A 19933-nucleotide genomic window follows, 5' to 3' on the forward strand; every position below is an offset into this window, starting at 1 on the left:
TAATCTTGAGCAGAATTCCAAGAAAATATCAAAAGGGATTCGGAATTAATACACTCCGAACCCCTTTTGTCGACCTAACTGACTGCCCTATTTAGGATAGGGCAGAGCGTTATACTTTTATGGACAGAAAATATAAAATAATGATCGATAACAATATGACCATAAAAACAGCGATGAGAATTACGTGCGCACTCGAGGGCCGAAACGTCCCTTCATTGATTTGCCGCTTCTTCTGCAGATAACCGAACGTCGCCAGCACCGTAATCACAAGGCCCAATGCACATGCGAACATCCCCAGTATGATACTGATCAAGTCTATTCGGGCATCCCGATGCACACCAATCGTAAAATGCAGGCTCGTCGTGAGAAAGCCAACCCCCACTATCGCAATCACCGTTCTTATCCACGCCAAAAAGGTGCGTTCATTAGCCAGATGCTGCTGAGCATATTTCAATTGGTTTTTCTCCATGTCATCACCTTAATTGAACATTTTTGAATCGATTCTTATGTAACTGATGTGAAAGACTCGTAACACATCTTAATCCGCCGCCTTCAGGACTCGGGCCTCTCATTATCAGTCATCTCTTAAGGAACGACATGGCCCTGAACATAGACCCGACAAACATTAGGCCAGCGCCGCCAAGCAATAAATATATACATTGTGTTTTATCAATAACATCCAAAGGATAAAGCAAGGCACCCAGTGCAATGATTGTCCCTATCCCCGTTATGGTCCATCCTATTTTTTTCATTCGCAACTCCTAAAAATGATGTATTTAGAGAAGGTCCTTCAAGGGTTCCCCCTAAGTTTTACAAACAGGACCCCTCACTAATAGCTTAAACCATTTAAAAACCAACAACAAGTGAGATATCATAATTATCTTCCCACGAAAAAAAGAGCCATAATGACTCCCTATTTTGAATATCCCATTTTCAGCTGTCCTTTTTATCCTTTTCCATGTATTCTTTTATCTTTCTATCTTCCCACTAAAGACGTAAAGCTCCCATGTGCAAAGATTGCTATGCCATGCACCAGAACTCCAATCCTCCACCCTCCAAATGGATAAAGGAACCCCCAATAACCAGGATCCGACAATAGGTGACACCGTTAAATGAATGAAAATGCCTTAAGGTTTTCCACCCTTTTTTTTGCTCTTAAATATCCATCTCCATTCTCCATCCCAGCACCACCTAATCGTAAACACTAAATATTACCATCAGCTATAATACGTAATTCATCTAATTTAAATTATGAGACGAGATGTGTTAACGCTAAATCGAGAACCAGGAATTCGGAGAGATAAGTCAGTTGGATTTCGCTTTATTGTATCCCCGTTCCTCATATGGCTGTATTTTTTCCATCCACACTTCTTCAAGTTTTTTCAATTCGCGTTTTGCATCGAAAAATCCTGTTTCTTTCGGCTTCAATACCTCCAGTATCTCAAAAGAAAAAGCTTCTTTCCCATATTGATTCCATTCACCTTGCAGCACTTTATTGGTGTTCGTTCCCATTTCCAATTCAAATTGTTTACCCTTCAACGTCTTTAAATTTCTGGTGCTGCCGATAAAGATTTTATTATTTACCGTATTTCTTATTTGGTATACACCCGCTTCAACCTTCGTTTCTTTATATAATTGCTTCAATTCTTTTTTACGATCCATCTTCCTTGCCTCCAGTCATCATTTTTTCAGCCAATACTGGCTTCCATCAGGCATCCTATCCAAGAATCCATATTCTATTAAATATCTTCTCAATAAAACATGATCATGATAAACGGCACCCAATATTTGATTGATTTCTTTTTCTTCGTATTTTCGCTCATTTTCAAAACGCTTCGTAATTTCCAGGAGAATGATTAGCCTTTGTTTTTCTTTTGGCGGGAAAGACTTTAATCCACCCTGACTGCCTTTAGGGAAATACTTTTTCAGCACAGTAATCTTTTCATCCTCGGTAACGTTATAACGATCATCGACCATCCTTGCTTTTTGATGAAGGGGGATGAACGCCGGCGCATATTCATCTTTATCTTTCAAAAGTTCCATCATGGCTAAAAACAACTTAGCCTGCCGCTCTTTCTCTTTCAACACAAAGCGATGGTTACGAATTGTGGAAGAACTTCCAATCCCCATTTCCTCCTGAACCTCAGCATCATTCTTCCCCTGGTAAAAAAGGCGAAGAAGGCGATTTTGGTGGTCCGTAAGACCTGTAAGTTTTTTATCCAGATCAATCAAGTATTCAAAAACGGAACGATGTGCACGCTCAATATGAATCCGCATATACCTCTCAGCTTCATAAAGAACCCCATCTTCCGGATATACTATTCCCTTTTCAATTGCAAGTCCGCACAGTAAACAAATATACTGGCTCCCTTCTTCGATATACCCTTGTTTAAGCTCATCTTGGGATGCGCTCCAAAACATTTCAGCGTCCTTCATAAAACCAAACACTTCCTCATAAAGTTTATAATATACTAAACATAATATTAATTTGTTTGAATTATGTCAATGTTTTTACGGTTTTTTTTATAATTGCACCAAAGGATATACGGATTATACCAGCATTCTTGAAAGTCGGAAGGGATTCATAAAACGAGGGTGGCAGGGTAGTGAACAAAATTTCAGGGAGCCGGGAGATGGACCTTTCACCATTCAATCAAGTTAATGATCCCCCTGGTACTATTCCGCTATAATGCAATTAATAATGGTGGAGCGTAAATGTCGAAATATAGCCTTCATCTATCTTATCTAAAGGCTGTTTTCACATACTTTGTTGCTATTTACCAGGTAGTGAGTTGTGGTTGATTCCCCCTCCAGATGCTCGCTTTCCTTGGTGCGGGCGGTGAGCCTCCTCGGCGTAAACGCCTGTGGGGTCTCAGGGGAGACCCCGCAGGCACAAAGGCGCCAAGGGCGGACCGCCCGCGGAAAGCGAGTGCCTTGAGGTAACGTTCAAATTGTACAAACCCAAAAAAACTGCAGACAAACTCAATTTTCATCGAGTTTGTCTGCAGTTTGAAGCATCCATGATTGGATCCTTTTTTCTATGGGGCATATGAAATTCGTAGTATAAGTCCTTTGTTAAAGCTTATTAAGTATTAGCTTGGCACAAACTTAAGTATTCCTTCCAGATAAACACCTTGTTCTTTTCGCGAGCATTCCCTCAACTTGATTCTTCCCTCTTTTTCTAGCTCCTTGGCTAATTGGACTACCTTAGTTCCATCTTCGGATATTTCGACTGAAAAGAAATTGCCCCGAGTGGAAGTTTGAATGAACTTGAATAATCTATCTTTATTCATTTAAACATCTCCTTATTCATAACAAGTTCGACATAAAAGATCATCCACCTGCGATAAATACGAAATAAAAAACTTCTTTTCTGCATACAACCAATATTAATTCAATGGATGCAAAAGGAAATGCATTCTTTCTACGTTCATTTCATATTCCCTCGTTAACTTAAAACAGCTCAGAAAAAGTAAAAAAGCCAAAACCTTTAGAAGGTTTTGGCTTTTTTCTGTTAGTGTCCCAGGAGAGATTCGAACTCCCGACCGACGCCTTAGAAGGGCGTTGCTCTATCCAGCTGAGCTACTGAGACGTATCGCTGTTTTTCTTCAGTTCAGTATAACGGTCACTTTTCGAACTTAGACCGTAATCGTGATTTTTATTATAACTTAGTATAATACTCATTGCAATACTAGTAATATTATATTTTGAGGTGGGTTAGAATTACGACTAACAAATACTCAAACCATTTGGCAAGCATTCCTACTTTAGAAACAACTTTCTCTATTGATACAATAAAAAAACATCCACTATTTAGATGGATGCCTTCTTACAATTATTTAGCTTGTTCTGTAGCAATTCTTTTAAAATATCAATAGCATTTTCTTCACTTGGGTCATTTGTTCCAAGTTCTCCTTGGAAAGCTTTAGACAAAATAGATTGTTCAAGAAGTTCTAACTTTGATGTTATCTTAACAAATCCACTGCACGGGACAAAAAAGGTGAAGAACGTGTCTCTCGTGATGACTTAACATTTGAGCCATCAAATAAACAGTTAAATTTCACCAACTACCATTTATTTCAAGAATGACGAACTTTGGCTTTTAAGAACTGTTGATACTTCACAAAAGTGTTTGTATACTGACTGACACATTCATCAAAGGACTGATGCTCAAAGAAGTTTAACTTAGCAACTAACTTATAAAGATCTGTGTTTCTTGAGCCTCTAATTAATTCCACTTCGCATCCTAATAACACTCTTAATTCTTCAAGGTGATTAGAAGCAATGGATCGAATTAAGTCTGTTCCCTCTTTTTTATAAGACTCAATAAATACGGAGGCTGTTCGGTCTTTCTTATAAACAAAAACAAACTTCCACGGAATGTTCAAAAACTGATGTCCGACAAAGTAATCTCTTTTGCCACCATAGCGAGCCGTATATTCCGTTTTCGTATTTACGAAGTTTGAAATTTCCTGCAAAAAGGTTGATACATCTTGATCTATGCTAATTTTTCGTTCTTTAGCTGCAGTCTTCTTATTAATATAATAGTCCTCAAGCTTATATGGTGGAATAATTTGATTTGTGTCTAAGATGATCTGATCCTCCAACTTATAAGGTTTAATCGTTACACATTTTATATCAATGCTATTCTCATACAACCATGTGCAAACGGAAAGAATTCTCTTATCAATATCTTTTCCAACTATGATAATCCGTTGGCTATTGTTAAGGATGCTGTTTAATTCCTCTTCGATCTCCACTTCTAAAAATTCCATCAGTTCATCCTTAGCATTAGTTACTGCAGAATTCACCTTTACATATTCTTCGTAAGTCTCCAGAATATCATTTGGACTTAGTCTTGCACAATATGAAGCATATTTCAGAGCTTGGAAGTCGACATTGCTACCCGTTGCGTCTCTTTTCACTTCAATGATCACTAAATTACCTTCTTTATCGATCGCTAGAAGGTCTAGCCGTTCATTCACTTCAAATTTATCGTATTCATGGGCAATTATCAGTAGGTCTTCACCTAATACATCTGGGCTTTTACGTATCCACTCTTCGATGTGTTGCCGCTCTTTCAAATCATTTTCGGTGAAAGTAGTTTCTTGGATTTCTTCTAATCTATTATTGACTGCATCTAATCTATACACTCCTGTTTTCCTCCTATTGCTTAGTTATCATTGATTGTATTATGTATCAATTAGATCACCAAATTCTCGATGTAGTAGAATTGCCTGAGACATACCCAATGATTCCATGACCTGCCCCGCTGTATCTCTTTTACTTTACTGCTTGTAATACTTCTCCCAGTCCTTCGCATGCTAAGGCTGGACGACTCTTTCTTCTTTGCTACTGCGCTGCCCTCGGCTTGTCTTTTCTTGATTTCATCTCTTTCCTTCACGACAAATGAAGTAAGCAATGATTACCGACAGTCAGTATTTCCTTAACCTTGGCTCTTTGCTTCTTGTTCATATTCTCTACGAATAAGTGTTCATTTCTTATTCCCGTCATCTCACGTTGCTTTGCAAGTACTTTACCTTCCTGTGTGCGCTCTATTATGAGATTCCTTTCCATCTTTGCAACAGCAAGCACAGTCTGCAGGAAGAACCGAGCAAGTTGGTCTAGCTTTGTCGCCACCATAGCCACATTAGGTGTAACTTTTGAAAAAATCCTTAATTGTTAAATGTTGTAAAATACGACCATGTGTTAACAATGAACTTTCATTAAAATTAAATATGCAGAAAAAAACAGTCATTAGTTAATGACTGTTTTTTCCTTTCTTCAACCCTGCATCAAATAATACTAATGCAATAGCATATTGTAATTCTGGTTTGATTGCTTACATTCATGCTATCTAACCATTTATAAATGGTATTGGCTGTAATATCGGCAACATATTGAACATTTGTTACGCTTTGAAAATGCTCTACATGAAGTACATAATCACTTATAGTACGGCTTCTATTACCACTCACCTTCATTTGCCTTGTAATAACGTCTAGAGCGTTTGAAATCAAGATGGAGTCACTTAGAATAGCAGGTTGTTCAGTCCTAGCTTTTGAAGCGGCAGAATTGGAAACGGGTAATTCCTCTAATAACCCTCTTACGTCTACTTTAACATCTAATAATCCTTTTCTTTTGGTCATACGAAAAAACCTCCTATATCGTTAGTAATGTAAGTCGATATACGGTGTAATTTCTTACATAACCGTTATACTGACCGTTTCACTAAACGATATAGAAGGTTGTCGTAGCGGGCTTTATAACCGCTTTGTTAGTGTCCCAGGAGAGATTCGAACTCCCGACCGACGCCTTAGAAGGGCGTTGCTCTATCCAGCTGAGCTACTGAGACGTTTATGATATAAGTTGCGGTAAAACTTATGTATTACCTTAACTGTTCCCTTAGGACACTTCTTATTATAGTAGGATATCAAAAGGAAGTCAACGGTTTTTCAAAAAAAAGTTTTTTTCTTTTTTTAAGAACCAGGAAGCGGGGAAAAACGCTTCCTGTTCATTATACATGAAGTCATTCCATTTGATAAGTATTTCTTAGATCCTCAACGATTTTTCCTTCAAGGTCATAATAGATGATTTCAAGTTGGTCATTTCCAATCTCCAAAATGGCATAGGTCTTCTCTTTTCGTCCCCGCGGCTGGCGTATGCTTCCCGGGTTGATGAAGAGCTTGCCGTCAATCAATTCGGTACCTGCAGCGTGGGAATGACCAAAACAAATAATATCCGCTTCAGCCTCTTCACTTTTATACGCTAAATTCATCAAGGTCATATTTATGTTATAGAGGTGTCCATGTGTTACGAAGAAACGCTTGCCTGAGATATTCTCCACAATATCATCCGGATATGCCGAATCATAGTCGCAATTCCCGCCAACGGCCAAAAACTCCGACATGTGAGGGTCATTTCTCTCCAACTCTGAATCACCGCAATGGATCATGGCGGCGACCTCTTGTTTATGACGGTCGGCAATCATGCTGATTTCATGAGTTAAGCCATGACTGTCACTCATTATTAGCACTTTCATCGTCACATTCCTTCTTCCCTTTTTAGAAATAGATCAAGTTTTTCATCTAGGGCCCTCAATGCGTTGGCACGGTGGCTGATTTGGTTTTTTTCCTCTTTTGTCAATTCAGCGTTTGTTTTGCCCTGTTCCTCTACAAAAAAGATGGGATCATAACCAAATCCATTCGTTCCTGAGGGCTGTTCCGTGATCAAGCCTTCCATCGTTCCCGATACCGTAATCGTTTCCTGGTTGGGCGACGCTAGTGCCAAGGCGCAATAGAACCTCGCCGTCCTAGCCTCTTTTGGCACGCCTTCCAGTTCGCGGAGGACTTTTTCCGTGTTTGCTTCATCACGCTTGGCCTCTCCAGCATAGCGCGCAGAATATACGCCTGGACGGCCCTCCAATGCATCTACAATCAATCCGGAATCATCAGCAATGACAAAGTGGCCTAGCTGATGGGCAATGGCCTCTGCCTTCAGGATCGCATTTTCTTCAAAGGTCGTGCCTGTTTCCTCCACATCCGGGGCATCCGGTACATCGAGAAGTGTTTTGACTTCATAACCTTTAGCGGAAAATAAGCTTTCGAACTCCTTGGCTTTCCCTTTATTTTTCGTTGCAATGATTACTGTCTTCATTTTTCATTTCACCCTTTTTCATTTTATCGGCACGGGAGCTCTTTTGGGGCTGAGAAAGAATTTGCTGTCATTCTTCATATGTAAAAGACGCTTCTTCTCCAGTGCCAACGGACGGATTCAGCGCTGCCTATCATGATCAACAACAGCCGCTGAATTTTCCAGATAAGTTAAGTCTAACACAACTCCCTCATCTGCAATAACCTGAAACTTATAAACTAACGTTTATAATTTTCACTATGTTCAAGATGGATATTAACTTTTATGTTATTTATTGAAGTCTTATCAAAGGAATTAATAATTTTATTATCCCACTTATTGACATGGTATCTGTATGCCTTTTCACTTATGTTAAAAAGGTCTGTATTGATTTTCCCCCCCGTCTCCAATGTCTTCAAAATATCTTGCTTGATTTTTATTTCTACCTTTTTTTCGATTTTTTCCATATCCAAGTTGTCCAGATTTTGTTTCAATATTCCATTTGCTTTAACTTCTAAATCATATAAGGGTTCCTTTTGTTGTTCCAATACTTTGATGTTTGTTTTGGGGTCCATGATTTCAACGCTTACCTTTTGTTTATTCAGGGAAAAAAACATGACTGTCGCCTTATTTTCAACCCATTTTAAACCGATCAAATCTTGTTTACTTACGAACCCTTTATATTGTTGTTTTGATAAAACATAGCCGCCATTCAACGTTGGTATCTTCTTTTCCTTCCCGCCCTCTGAGTAATGATGCTCATTTATTACTAAAGAGGGAATTAAAATGGAACCAACCGGTTGATAAAATTTCGAAACCAGTTCACTGAATTTTAACGGGGAAATGAAATAGTTTTCATTAATAACGGTCTCTGGCCTTTGAATGATCGTGAATAAGTTAGGAAGATTAAAGAAACTATCACTGTCAAACACCTTTTTAATATCCTCGTTTGTAACAAACAGCCATGAATTGTATCGCAATAAGGGCTCTTTCCCTACATATTCAATGAAATCCTTCATTTTCTTATTGATTACATCCTCACTTAAAATGAAGGAGTTAACATGCCCGATATAAAGTGGCAATGCTGCATTTTGTTCTAATTCAGTAAATGCTTCTTCGATACTTTCCCCTTTACCTTTCCCAATGACAACACCAGTTTTTTCTTGTAATGCTGTGGCCCCCTCTTGTTTTGCTATATCCGCAAAATTCAATGCTTGAAAGTATAAGATGAATTCACCCTCTTTATAATCGAACCCTAGAGCGGATCCATATGTTTGAGCTTGAATTTCCTTCATTCCCCAACAGCCTGTCGTCAATAAAAGTTGACAGCCAATTACCATGACTGCAATTAGCTTTCTCATTTGTCCGACTCCTTTTGCGGTTCATTATCACTGGATTGTAGAGCTTGATTCCGCTGCCTTAACATCCCATACGGAAGCTTGAATAAGACTTTTAACATGTCCGATTGATTTGGTTTGGAAAATGGATTCACAAAAGGCTGTCCGAAACTTTCCAAGGAAACCACAACAATCAAGATAAGAAATATTCCCATGAAGAATCCAAACAAGCCTAGGAATGCTGAACATGCAAATATGAATAACCTTATAAGAACGATATTCCCAGCGATATTCTGATTGATTATGGTATAGCTTGAGAGAACTGTAACAGCTATTACAACTAGCATGGAGGGTGAAGTGAGCCCTGCCCGAATCGCTGCATCCCCTATAATCAATCCACCCAATACAGAAACGGTCGGACCTACAGCTTTCGGCAGGCGCAGACCAGCTTCCTTAAATAGTTCGAACAATATGATCATCATGAATGCCTCCAAAGAAGCAGGTATGGGTAAGCCCTGTCTCGTGATTGAAATCGTCGCAAGAAGCGAAAAGGGAATTTGATCGAATTGATAGGAAACCAACGCTATAAAAAATCCCGGTAACGTAACCGTTACAAATAAGGCAACTACACGAATGATGCGAATAAAACTAATGTAAAAAAAGCTTGCATGTGCGTCATCAGCAGAATAAAGTAACTGATTAATACTGGTTGGTCCGATCAAGCCTGTGGGATTCCCGTCTACGAGGATGGCAAAGCGCCCTTGATTCAAGGATTCAACAACATAGTCCGGTCGACCGATATACTCCATTAAGGGGAAGATGGAAAATTGATTATCATATAAGAGTTCTTCAACTTGGTAACTGCTGACTATGATATCAGCCTTTAATGAATCCAATCGTTTTTTAATATCCAAAAGAATCGAGGGATTGATAATGTCATCAATATATAGCAGCAACATTTTAGTTTTACTTCTTTTCCCGATTGTATATTCTATACATTTAAGTGATGCCGTTTTTAACCTTTGGCGAATTAAAGACATGTTATCCGATATATTCTCAACAAATCCATCCCTAGGTCCCCGAATGGAAGATTCTATATTGGATTCTTCCGGACTGCGCTTAGGGGAATTGGCTAATGGGGTATGGTAAATTTCATTGGAATATTCATTAATAATGATCAGGTCTCCTGAAAAAAGAATGCTTTCTACACCCTCTTTTAAATCGGAGCCCTTTTTAAGCGTATTGATCTCCATGATATTGCTTAATTGATCAATTGTTAATTCGCCGTTTTCTTGAACCGCTTTAGATATTGTAGGCAGAATCACTTCATTGATGAATGGCATATCCACTAAGTTTGGCGCATATAAAAATCCCAACAAATAACGACCTTCATTATCAAAAGTTTTTGTTCTTAAAACAACATCAGAGGAATGTTCGAACCATTTTTGGATTTGGTCAATGTAAGAAGGAGTTCCATTCAATTTTCCCTTCTTCATAATGTTTCACCTTTTCCTTTCCCCTTTTTAAAAACAAGAAATAACAGTATAATTGCAGCACTTAAAAGAAATAGACTGCTTATTGGAAAGAAATATTTGTATATAAAATAAAAAAACGAAGTAGCATCCCAATGGATTAGCGTTCCAATAACAATTAATGAATATAGGGAAAGCAGTATCCACTTCTGATGTTTTGAATTTGAGATTAATTTATATCCTATAAATAAACATAAACTTATTCGAATCATGGCACCTGAAAGCCATTGGAAAATGGACAGGAAATCGAGTCGAGTAATATAATAGCCAAACCTTAATAACTTCCACTGTTCATAAGCTGGATTCCTCATTTTCACTGCTTCCACAGAACCAAATTCTGCAATCGCTCCCATGAGGGGTCCTAACGTAAGCATGATTAAAATTACACTAACTAATAAAAGCCACTTGCCTTTTAGCTTATCTTTCAGGTAAGGAGTCAAAAATAAAAAAACGATAATTTCTAAATATCCTGTACTCGTATACAAAATACCATTTAGAGTATTGCGATACCCGCTTTCAAATATCGGGAACAATAATTCGTAATTCTTATTACTCATATTCCCCATCCCCACAAATATCCCAAAAAAAGTGACGAACGGTAGAAACAGGAGAGCCAAAGTGCTTATGGTGCGTATTCCTTTATAAGTTGCAAAAATACAAATAAAAGTGAATAGGCTAACGACTACGATGTTTGGTATGTCATGAGTGTAATTAGCTTTTGCCCAAATCACTGTAAATTTGACGGTAATGAAGGCGTTAAATATAAAGTACAACCCCAATGCTATAGTGAAAATATAGGTAACAAAAGGGGTAGACCATTTTTTTAGAAAAGCGATTATATCTTCTTTATCTAGTTTTTTATAAATATAAAAAATAAATAGGGTCCAAACGATACAAGGAACAACACTTATTATGACACTTATCCATGCATCGCGTTGAGAGGCGGTCAAGATACTGGGAAGGAGCAGTACATGTACCATGAATCCTGTATTCATAATGATTAAAACATAGATGTGTACAGCCTGAATGACCTTTTGATCCATACTATCCTCCCATTGATTGCATCATTAAAAGTAATTTCCCCTTTTTAAAATTTATTTATGTAAAAACTTTCTCACGATACGAGAAATTGCCTGGCAGGGGTATTAGTTTTCACTCTCTAACAGCGTGGTCATTCAATGGCGGAGGCAAAAAAATAAGAGGCAGCTGCAAGCTGCCTCATTGTTTTATTTCTACATATATTTAAAAGCTACCTGTGTTGACTTTCTCTGGACGGACCACTGGTTCAGATAGTTTCTTACCTTCCTCATTAAGAATATCGGCGCTGCCCTGCACTTGTACTTCAACGCTTTCAATTCCTTTCTGTTCAGTTAAAGAAAGGACCAAGGCATCAAGGACTTCTTGTGACACCTTTTTCTCTTTAAAACTTCCAAGGATATTTTCATTGAAGTTGAGGCTGACCTTACCTTCTGCCACTTTAGGTTTGTCAAGTAAAGCTACATCACTCATGAACCCCGTTTGCAAGTTAGAACCCGAAGGACTCTTCGTTAACTCTTGGACGGCAGCTGTTACATTATCAGACACCGTTTCGCTGATCCGGCGTGTTACCGGAACATAATAGGAGTACTCCTCGTCACCGCCTACATAATAAACGGTCAGTGCTTTGGAATTCGAAATGTCGACCACGTCACTCGTATCGATATTGATTCCTGAAGATCTTGAGATATTCTCATCTATCGGTGTGCCATTGACCGGCATTTCGGAAATATCTTCCCCATTTATTCTCATTTGGATTTTATCGACCGAGTCGAATTGCGTCAGGGTCCATGTAATGGCTTGAAGGATTTTAAGTTCATCCTCTTTTTGATAGTTTTTGAACTCCGGCGAAAAGTCCGCTACAGCCACTCCATCTTTAATGTTTACGCTTATTTGGGTATCGGCAGGAATGACGGCCCTGAACCCATTCGGAAGTTTATCCGTGACTGGACCGTTATCGACAAGGTAATCAAGCGCCTGTTTGGCGACGGCTTCCGATTTAGGAAGTTCCAATGTCTGTGGAACCACATACCCACTTTTATCAATTAAATATAACTCTGTCTTCACTGTTTTCGATTCAACAGCACCAGCACCTTTTTCTCCATCTGTTGCAGGCTTTTCTTCATCATTCTTTTCTTTTAATGAAGATTCATCATCGACTAATGAAATATCCTTTGGTGGATCAATTTCCTTTTTCTCTTCACCGCCAAATAATCCGCATCCCGAAAGCCAAAAAGAAGATGCCAGAATGGTCACAGCCATTGTTACTTTTGATTTATTGGACATAAAATCACTCCTAGGACAGTTTGTACTCCTATTTATACGAGCCCTAAGGGAAAATAGACCAATTATTTTCCTCTCAGATAATCGAGTTGGGCAATTTCCCTGTACTGCTGCATGTTCGTAAGCCTTCAACGGGATTTCGGGCCTTCTGCCAGTGGATGAATCTGTTAATATGCCTTATTTCCCATAATCACCATATCCATTGTCCGCTTCCCCTTCTGTCTCTTCAATCCTACTTATGCTTCATTCCTTTCTGGCGTTATATCCATCAAGGTTTGTAGCTATATACAAAACGGTATGCTTTTTCATTTTTCCACTTCACGAAAAAAAGACTTCCAAATGGAAGCCTTATAGGTGATCAATTTTAATTGTTTCGATTGTATCGGTATGAATACCGAGCCAGCTCGATGCGATAGAACCAAACATATCTCTTGAACCGGTAGTATAAAAGCGATGAACCGGACGGAGCTTGCTTTTATTGATTAATTTATAATAATCCAAAATGACACTTGCCTCACGGGCCGTCTCTTCCCCAGAGGAAATGACTTGTACTTCATCCCCCATATAGGAAGAGATTACAGGCCCCAGCAGTGGATAATGGGTACAGCCAAGAATCAATGTGTCGATCTTCGTTTTCTTCAGCGGGTTCAAGGTTTGTGCCACGACCCTATTGACGATACCCCCTTGAAACTCCCCGCTTTCCACGATTGGGACAAATTTCGGGCATGCTAAACTATCTACTTTCACATCGGAATTGATGGAAGCAAGGGCGTCGTCATAAGCTTTGCTTTTTACCGTGCCTTCCGTACCAATAACGCCAATATGCAAGGAGTCAGAAACCTTCAATGCCGCCCTTGCCCCAGGGTGGATGACACCCAATACAGGAATCGGAAGTATTGCCCTGATTTCATCCAGTACAGCTGCAGTCGCCGTATTGCAAGCGATGATCAGCATTTTTATATCCTTCTTCATCAGGAACCTCGTCATTTGCCATGTGAAGGTTTGGACATCTTTTTTGGTCCTCGGCCCATAAGGGCATCTTGCTGTATCACCTAAGTAAATTATATTTTCATTTGGAAGCTGACGCATGACTTCTTTAGCTACTGTCAAGCCGCCTACCCCTGAATCAATGATGCCTATCGGTTGTTTCAAAAAACTCGCCTCATTTTTCTTTCATTTCTTGATGTAGTTTTGCAAGAATCCCTCGGAGGGACACGATGTCAGATTCGTTGAAATTGACTAACACGCCACTCAAGTACTTCTGCCGTTTATTAATCACTTCTTCGATAATCCGTTCCCCTTCGTCAAGAAGGTGAATACGAACCACACGCCGGTCCTTTTCATCTTTGACACGCTTAACAAGCTGATGTTTCTCCATGCGGTCAATCAGATCCGTCGTTGTGCTGAAGGCGAGAAACATCTTCGTGGACAATTCGCCAATCGTCATGTCGCCTGCTTCAAAAAGCCATTGCAAAGCCAGGAATTGAGGAATGGTAATTTTATAATCATTGAGAATTTCCCGTCCCCTTTGCTTAATCCATGACGATACATAGCGCAATTCCCTCTCAATATCGGCTACATAAGCAACCTGCTTCTCTTCATCCATACACACAGCTCCCCACTTCATGAAACTTATCATACTACCATTTTGGATGAAAGTGAAATGATTTTCAAGATTGATTGTCCGGAATCCATAATGAAACCCCCTTCATAAAAATAAGCAGCATCCAAAGAAGTCAAAACAACCAAATTGTTTTGGCCTTCCTTATATGCTGCCAACTAGACGGGAGAGAAAAATTTATAAGTCTTTATTAAGAGTCAACACATTAAAGCTTAAGTTCCCCCATACGAAGGAGTTCTATGACTGCCTGCGAACGTCCTTTGACTCCAAGCTTCTGCATCGCATTCGAAATATGGTTTCGAACTGTTTTTTCGCTAATAAACAATTCACCTGCGATTTCTTTTGTTGTTTTGTCTTGTACTAGTAACTCAAATACTTCTTTTTCTCTTTTGGTGAGTAGTGGCTTATGAGTGAATTCGTTCTCCTTCAAGTAATGTTACCCTCCTTGCCTTCACCAGCATAAAACCCGGAGTGGGTGTCTATTTAGTCAAGATATAGTATGTTGGCCGGGGCAAGGGAGTGACTCTTTTACTTGTCGAAATCGAAATATTTTTAGGTATGTTCAAGCTCTGTATGCAACAACGACCGCTTCATCTCTTCTGTCCAAGGTATCGGCTTTCCGGTGGCTTTGGAGACCTGGACAATCGTTCCCCTGCCCGTGAAACAAATTGAACCATCGTGTTTGCTTCCCATATAATGTATATCTACAGAAGATTTTCCGATATGGTCAGCTTTCACATGAATTGTCAATTGATCATTGAAAAACACCTGCTTCAGGTAATCACATTGTAGATCTGCAACAACCGGCATCTCATCACCATCAGCCGAGGTCCAATCCTTCATAAAGCCCATGCTCTGGAAATATTCAATCCGCGCTTCTTCAAAATAAGTAAAAGGAATCGTGTTATTCAAGTGCCTAAACATATCCGTTTCCGAAAAGCGAACCTTAATCTCATGTTTAAAGGAAAAATCATTGATCCACTCGGTTATATTATCGATATATGATATTCTGTTCAACTTGTGCACTCCCTTTCGAATATGAATGACTATTCACTCATTTTATAAGAAAACAACGATAATGAAAAGGGTTTTCTATTGAAAGCTGTTTATTTTGATTATTGCTCACGTCACTAATCATAACGAGTATCCTTTGCAGGAGGCCGATTTCAATGGGTGTGGCCGATTTCCTCCTCCAATTCCACAAATCCATTCACACTTTGATCTTAGCTTTTTTCAGAGCGCTTGCAAAGCTATCATCTTTTATAGATTTGGCTATCGGTCCCTATCGTTCAAGTATTGAATTCACCCAAATGTAAAAACAAAGAAAAAAAAGAACCCATATCAAAATAGATACAGGTTCTTTCATTTTCATTTTTAAACTTCGTCGCTTCCAAAGAAGTTACGGAATTGTTGAATGGCAGTATCACGGTTCAATGCTGCAATCGAAGTCGTTAATGGAATGCCTTTAGGGCAAGACTGCACACAGTTTTGTGAGTTACCGCAGTTTGCAAGTCCTCCATCGGACATGATTGTATTTAAACGTTCCGCTTTATTCATTGCACCAGTTGGATGTGCGTTGAATAAACGAACTTGTGATAATGGTTGTGGTCCCATGAAGTCTGAATTGCTGTTTACGTTCGGACAAGCTTCCAAACAAACACCGCAAGTCATGCATTTAGACAATTCATATGCCCATTGACGTTTCTTTTCTGGCATACGCGGTCCTGGTCCAAGATTGTACGTTCCATCGATTGGAATCCATGCTTTTACCTTTTTCAATGAGTCGAACATACGGCTGCGATCGACTTGAAGGTCACGAACAACAGGGAAGGTACGCATTGGAGCAAGACGAACCGGCTGTTCCAATTGATCGATAAGAGCTGTACATGATTGTCTTGGTTTACCATTGATAACCATTGAACAAGCACCACATACTTCTTCAAGACAGTTCATGTCCCATGCGATTGCTGTAGTGTGCTTGCCTTGTACAGTTACCGGATTACGACGAATTTCCATAAGAGCGGAAATTACATTCATATTCGGACGGTACGCTAATTCAAATTCCTCATCATAAGGAGCTGAATCCGGTGTATCTTGACGAGTGATTATAAAACGGACTGTTTTAGTCTCAGATTTAGTTTCAACCATTTTTTTGCTCCCCCTCTTTAATGTTTCGTAGTGTAATCACGTTTACGCGGTGCGATCAGTGATACATCAATATCTTCATAATGGAATTCAGGTGCTTGATCTAAGCCTTTGAATGTTGCCATTGTCGTTTTCATGAATTCATCATCATTACGTTCTGGGAAATCAGGTTTGTAATGTGCTCCGCGGCTTTCATCACGGTTTAACGCACCAATTGTGATTACACGAGCCAATTGCATCATGTTTTGCAGCTGTCTAGTGAATGCAGCTCCTTGGTTACTCCATTTTGCCGTGTCATTGATGTTAATTTTCTTGTAACGTTCCATCAACTCAAGAATCTTGTTATCCGTTTCTTTCAGCTTGTCATTGTAACGAACTACAGTAACATGCTGTGTCATCCACTCACCAAGTTCTTTGTGCAGGACGTAAGCATTTTCGTTACCATCAAGAGACATGACTTCATTCCATTTTTCCTGTTGTTGTTTTTCGTAGCCTTCAAACAATGAAGCAGGAATGGATTCTGAAGTTTTATCAAGGCCTTCAATATATTTAACGGCATTCGGTCCAGCGACTGAACCACCAAAAATTGCAGAAAGAAGTGAGTTCGCACCAAGACGGTTACCGCCATGTTGAGAGTAGTCACACTCACCTGCAGCGAATAAACCTTTAATGTTAGTCATTTGGTCATAATCCACCCAAAGTCCGCCCATAGAATAGTGAACGGCAGGGAAAATTTTCATTGGAACTTTACGAGGGTCTTCACCCATGAATTTCTCGTAGATTTCAATGATTCCGCCAAGTTTAATATCAAGTAATTTAGGATCTTTATGAGATAGATCCAAGTAAACCATGTTTTCTCCATTAATACCAAGCTTCATGTTCATACATACGTCGAAAATTTCACGAGTCGCGATATCACGAGGTACTAGATTACCGTAAGCAGGGTATTTTTCTTCAAGGAAATACCAAGGTTTTCCGTCTTTATATGTCCAGATACGTCCACCTTCACCACGAGCGGATTCACTCATTAGACGAAGTTTGTCATCTCCAGGGATTGCTGTTGGGTGAATTTGAATGAACTCACCATTTGCATAATTTACACCTTGTTGATAAACGATGGAGGCTGCTGAGCCTGTATTGATCATTGAGTTAGTCGATTTACCGAAAATGATTCCAGGGCCGCCGCTCGCCATGATGACTGCGTCGCCAGGGAATGATTTGATTTCCATTGAAGTCAGGTTTTGAGCTACGATACCTCGTGCCGTTTGATCATCATCGATAACGGCTCCAAGGAATTCCCAGCCTTCATATTTCGTTACAAGGCCTTCAACTTCATAACGGCGAACCTGCTCGTCCAATGCGTAAAGTAATTGTTGACCAGTCGTTGCACCAGCGAATGCTGTACGGCTATGTTGAGTACCACCGAAACGACGGAAATCAAGAAGACCTTCAGGAGTACGGTTGAACATAACGCCCATACGGTCAAACATATGGATGATTGACGGTGCTGCATCGCACATCGCTTTAACCGGCGGTTGGTTAGCCAAGAAGTCTCCGCCATAAACTGTATCGTCAAAGTGGATAAATGGAGAATCCCCTTCACCTTTTGTATTTACTGCCCCATTGATTCCGCCTTGGGCACAAACTGAGTGAGAGCGTTTAACAGGTACTAAAGAAAATAAATCAACCTGTTGTCCCAGCTCTGCTGCTTTGATCGTAGCCATTAACCCAGCTAGACCTCCACCTACGATAATAATTTTACCTTTACCCAATTCTGTCACTCCCTTATTTCCATTAGCAAAGCTATGTTTTTCCTAACACTTATAAATGAACTCCATCTTCTTATACGAAAGCGAAAATTGCACTTACTCCAACATAAGAAAGAAGAACGAAAATGATCAAAGTAACGTAAGTCATGATTTTTTGTGATTTAGGTGAAATTGTCAGACCCCAGCTCACTGCAAATGACCATAATCCATTTGAGAAGTGGAAAATTGTCGAAATGACCCCAACTAAATAAAATGCAACCATAAATGGATTAGAGAAAATCTCTGCCATCATGTCAAAGTCAACCTCTGTACCCATCGCTACTTGAATCCTAGTTGACCATACATGCCAAACAAGGAAAATCAACGTAATGATTCCGCTTAGACGTTGTAAAAAGAACATCCAATTTCGGAAAAACCCAAATCTACCTAAATTATTTTTAGCCGTGAACGCGATATAAATCCCGTAAACAGCATGATAAATCAAAGGTAAGAAAATGATGAAGATTTCCAGGAAATAACGAAACGGTATGCTTTCTAAGAAATGTGCTGCTGAATTAAATGATTCCGGTCCCTTTGTTGCCATATAGTTGGTAACTAAATGCTCCAACAAGAACAGCCCGATCGGAATAACTCCAAGTAGTGAATGAAGTCTACGATTCCCAAACTCACGATTTTTTGCCACTAAGTGCCCCCCCTTAATTTGTGAAAAATCATGCAAAGATAAACTGGTGGCTACCTTTTATCTCCGCGTGAAAATAAAGTATAGAGTCAGAAAACTCCCCTATACTTCCGTTTACAATTATGTGACATGTCCATTTTACTCCTGACTTCTATGTGCGTCAAGAAAACGGATACAAGAATTCTCTTTTTCAGAATAGATTTTATTGGATTAAATTGTCTATTTTTTATTCATCAAGAAGATATTTTGGAGAAATTACTAATTAAACTATTAATATCTCGGTATAATTTATCATTTTTTCCCAATTGTTATTTAAATAAATAAAAAACAGTATAATTTGCAAAAGAAAAACGTTTATAATAGATTAACAGAAAGAGGCGATAAACTATGAAAAAAAATATTGCTGCTGCGATAGAAGAAGAGATTCCAGCTGAGGAAATTCAAACTGAAGAATTCCAAGTTCCAGCTTTCGGATACGAATTAATCAGAGAAGTTCTATTGAACGATATTCTCGGAAAAGACTCTAATCAAATCCTCTATTGGGCAGGTAAACAGTTAGCACGCAAATTCCCATTAAATGGCGATCAAGAAGTTATTGAATTTTTCCAGAGCGCGGGATGGGGCACCCTGGAAATCATGAAGTATACGAAAAACCAGATGGAATTATCCCTGACGGGTGAAATAATCAGCCGCCGTATGGATTTACATCCTGACTGTCACTTCCAACTTGAAGCCGGTTTCCTTGCCGAGCAGTTTACACTGCAAAAAAAGTTCCTAAGCGAATCAACGGAAGAAATCAAACGCCGCGCAAAAAAAGTGATATTCACCATTCAATGGGATCCCAGAGATCAAATCTAATGAGCCCTTAAAACAGACTTACCCTTTTTACCGGAAGTCTG

General features: G+C 39.3%; 22 protein-coding genes, 2 tRNA genes and 2 pseudogenes. 2 read left to right on the top strand and 24 right to left on the bottom strand.

Annotation, left to right across the window (positions count from 1 at the left end):
* Positions 1–109 precede the first annotated feature (109 nt).
* The 21 genes and pseudogenes from UP17_RS17765 to UP17_RS17855 form a co-directional block, all read right to left on the bottom strand.
* A complete protein-coding gene (locus UP17_RS17765; protein ID WP_061464288.1) occupies positions 110–469 on the bottom strand; it encodes a YidH family protein in 360 nt (119 codons plus the stop codon).
* 109 nt (positions 470–578) lie between these two features.
* Complete coding sequence (locus tag UP17_RS28345; protein ID WP_167555994.1) at positions 579–752, bottom strand: hypothetical protein; 174 nt, start codon at positions 750–752, stop codon at positions 579–581.
* A 181-nt stretch (positions 753–933) separates the two neighbouring features.
* Positions 934–1180 (bottom strand): annotated as a pseudogene (locus UP17_RS28350) (2TM domain-containing protein).
* 125 nt (positions 1181–1305) lie between these two features.
* Positions 1306–1662, bottom strand: a complete 357-nt coding sequence (locus UP17_RS17770; RefSeq protein WP_061464289.1) for a GIY-YIG nuclease family protein — start codon at positions 1660–1662, stop codon at positions 1306–1308.
* Between the two features lie 18 nt (positions 1663–1680).
* Positions 1681–2436 carry a DUF2087 domain-containing protein gene (locus UP17_RS17775; protein WP_061464290.1) on the bottom strand — a complete coding sequence of 252 codons (756 nt, stop codon included), beginning with the start codon at positions 2434–2436 and terminating at the stop codon, positions 1681–1683.
* A gap of 656 nt (positions 2437–3092) precedes the next feature.
* A complete protein-coding gene (locus UP17_RS17780; protein ID WP_061464291.1) occupies positions 3093–3293 on the bottom strand; it encodes a hypothetical protein in 201 nt (66 codons plus the stop codon).
* Positions 3294–3518: 225 nt separating this feature from the next.
* A tRNA-Arg gene (locus UP17_RS17785) sits at positions 3519–3592 on the bottom strand.
* Between the two features lie 487 nt (positions 3593–4079).
* Positions 4080–5153, bottom strand: coding sequence for a PDDEXK family nuclease (locus tag UP17_RS17790; protein WP_061464292.1), 1074 nt, complete (start codon positions 5151–5153; stop codon positions 4080–4082).
* A gap of 367 nt (positions 5154–5520) precedes the next feature.
* Positions 5521–5619: pseudogene (locus tag UP17_RS28955) on the bottom strand (recombinase family protein); the annotation flags it as partial.
* A gap of 176 nt (positions 5620–5795) precedes the next feature.
* Positions 5796–6149 (bottom strand): hypothetical protein, encoded by a 354-nt coding sequence (locus tag UP17_RS17800; protein ID WP_061464294.1) that lies wholly within the window; start codon positions 6147–6149, stop codon positions 5796–5798.
* Between the two features lie 132 nt (positions 6150–6281).
* Positions 6282–6355 (bottom strand) — tRNA-Arg (locus UP17_RS17805).
* Positions 6356–6529: 174 nt separating this feature from the next.
* Positions 6530–7042: a metallophosphoesterase gene (locus tag UP17_RS17810; protein ID WP_061464295.1), complete on the bottom strand. Its 513-nt coding sequence runs from the start codon at positions 7040–7042 to the stop codon at positions 6530–6532.
* 2 nt (positions 7043–7044) lie between these two features.
* Positions 7045–7656, bottom strand: a complete 612-nt coding sequence (locus UP17_RS17815; RefSeq protein WP_061464296.1) for an XTP/dITP diphosphatase — start codon at positions 7654–7656, stop codon at positions 7045–7047.
* A gap of 215 nt (positions 7657–7871) precedes the next feature.
* Positions 7872–8993, bottom strand: a complete 1122-nt coding sequence (locus tag UP17_RS17820; RefSeq protein WP_061464297.1) for a Ger(x)C family spore germination protein — start codon at positions 8991–8993, stop codon at positions 7872–7874.
* Positions 8990–10465 carry a spore germination protein gene (locus UP17_RS17825; RefSeq protein ID WP_061464298.1) on the bottom strand — a complete coding sequence of 492 codons (1476 nt, stop codon included), beginning with the start codon at positions 10463–10465 and terminating at the stop codon, positions 8990–8992. Before UP17_RS17825 ends, UP17_RS17820 begins: the two co-directional genes overlap by 4 nt.
* On the bottom strand, positions 10462–11544 hold the full coding sequence (locus UP17_RS17830; RefSeq protein ID WP_061464299.1) for a GerAB/ArcD/ProY family transporter: 1083 nt from the start codon (positions 11542–11544) through the stop codon (positions 10462–10464). The genes UP17_RS17825 and UP17_RS17830 overlap by 4 nt, the downstream gene beginning before the upstream one ends.
* Positions 11545–11743: 199 nt before the next feature.
* Positions 11744–12823 carry a GerMN domain-containing protein gene (locus UP17_RS17835; RefSeq protein ID WP_061464300.1) on the bottom strand — a complete coding sequence of 360 codons (1080 nt, stop codon included), beginning with the start codon at positions 12821–12823 and terminating at the stop codon, positions 11744–11746.
* A 345-nt stretch (positions 12824–13168) separates the two neighbouring features.
* Positions 13169–13972: a glutamate racemase gene (racE, locus tag UP17_RS17840; protein ID WP_061464301.1), complete on the bottom strand. Its 804-nt coding sequence runs from the start codon at positions 13970–13972 to the stop codon at positions 13169–13171.
* Between the two features lie 10 nt (positions 13973–13982).
* Positions 13983–14426: a MarR family winged helix-turn-helix transcriptional regulator gene (locus tag UP17_RS17845; protein ID WP_061464302.1), complete on the bottom strand. Its 444-nt coding sequence runs from the start codon at positions 14424–14426 to the stop codon at positions 13983–13985.
* 220 nt (positions 14427–14646) lie between these two features.
* Complete coding sequence (locus UP17_RS17850; protein ID WP_028392149.1) at positions 14647–14871, bottom strand: helix-turn-helix domain-containing protein; 225 nt, start codon at positions 14869–14871, stop codon at positions 14647–14649.
* A gap of 122 nt (positions 14872–14993) precedes the next feature.
* Positions 14994–15458 carry an acyl-CoA thioesterase gene (locus tag UP17_RS17855; RefSeq protein WP_061464303.1) on the bottom strand — a complete coding sequence of 155 codons (465 nt, stop codon included), beginning with the start codon at positions 15456–15458 and terminating at the stop codon, positions 14994–14996.
* A 152-nt stretch (positions 15459–15610) separates the two neighbouring features.
* On the opposite strand from UP17_RS17855, the gene UP17_RS27805 reads away from it, so the two are divergent.
* Positions 15611–15757, top strand: coding sequence for a hypothetical protein (locus UP17_RS27805; protein WP_155727362.1), 147 nt, complete (start codon positions 15611–15613; stop codon positions 15755–15757).
* A gap of 58 nt (positions 15758–15815) precedes the next feature.
* Here UP17_RS27805 and sdhB read toward each other — a convergent pair whose 3' ends face one another.
* The 3 genes from sdhB to UP17_RS17870 form a co-directional block, all read right to left on the bottom strand.
* Entirely contained in the window at positions 15816–16589 is a 774-nt protein-coding gene (gene sdhB / locus UP17_RS17860) for a succinate dehydrogenase iron-sulfur subunit (RefSeq protein WP_061464304.1), read from the bottom strand.
* 17 nt (positions 16590–16606) lie between these two features.
* A complete protein-coding gene (gene sdhA, locus UP17_RS17865; RefSeq protein ID WP_061464305.1) occupies positions 16607–18358 on the bottom strand; it encodes a succinate dehydrogenase flavoprotein subunit in 1752 nt (583 codons plus the stop codon).
* Between the two features lie 70 nt (positions 18359–18428).
* Positions 18429–19037, bottom strand: coding sequence for a succinate dehydrogenase cytochrome b558 subunit (locus tag UP17_RS17870; RefSeq protein ID WP_061464306.1), 609 nt, complete (start codon positions 19035–19037; stop codon positions 18429–18431).
* Positions 19038–19421: 384 nt separating this feature from the next.
* Between UP17_RS17870 and UP17_RS17875 the strand changes: the two genes are divergently transcribed.
* Complete coding sequence (locus UP17_RS17875; RefSeq protein WP_061464307.1) at positions 19422–19892, top strand: YslB family protein; 471 nt, start codon at positions 19422–19424, stop codon at positions 19890–19892.
* The last annotated feature ends 41 nt before the right edge of the window (positions 19893–19933 follow it).

It is taken from the genome of Peribacillus simplex (assembly GCF_001578185.1).
Taxonomy (GTDB): domain Bacteria; phylum Bacillota; class Bacilli; order Bacillales; family DSM-1321; genus Peribacillus; species Peribacillus simplex_A.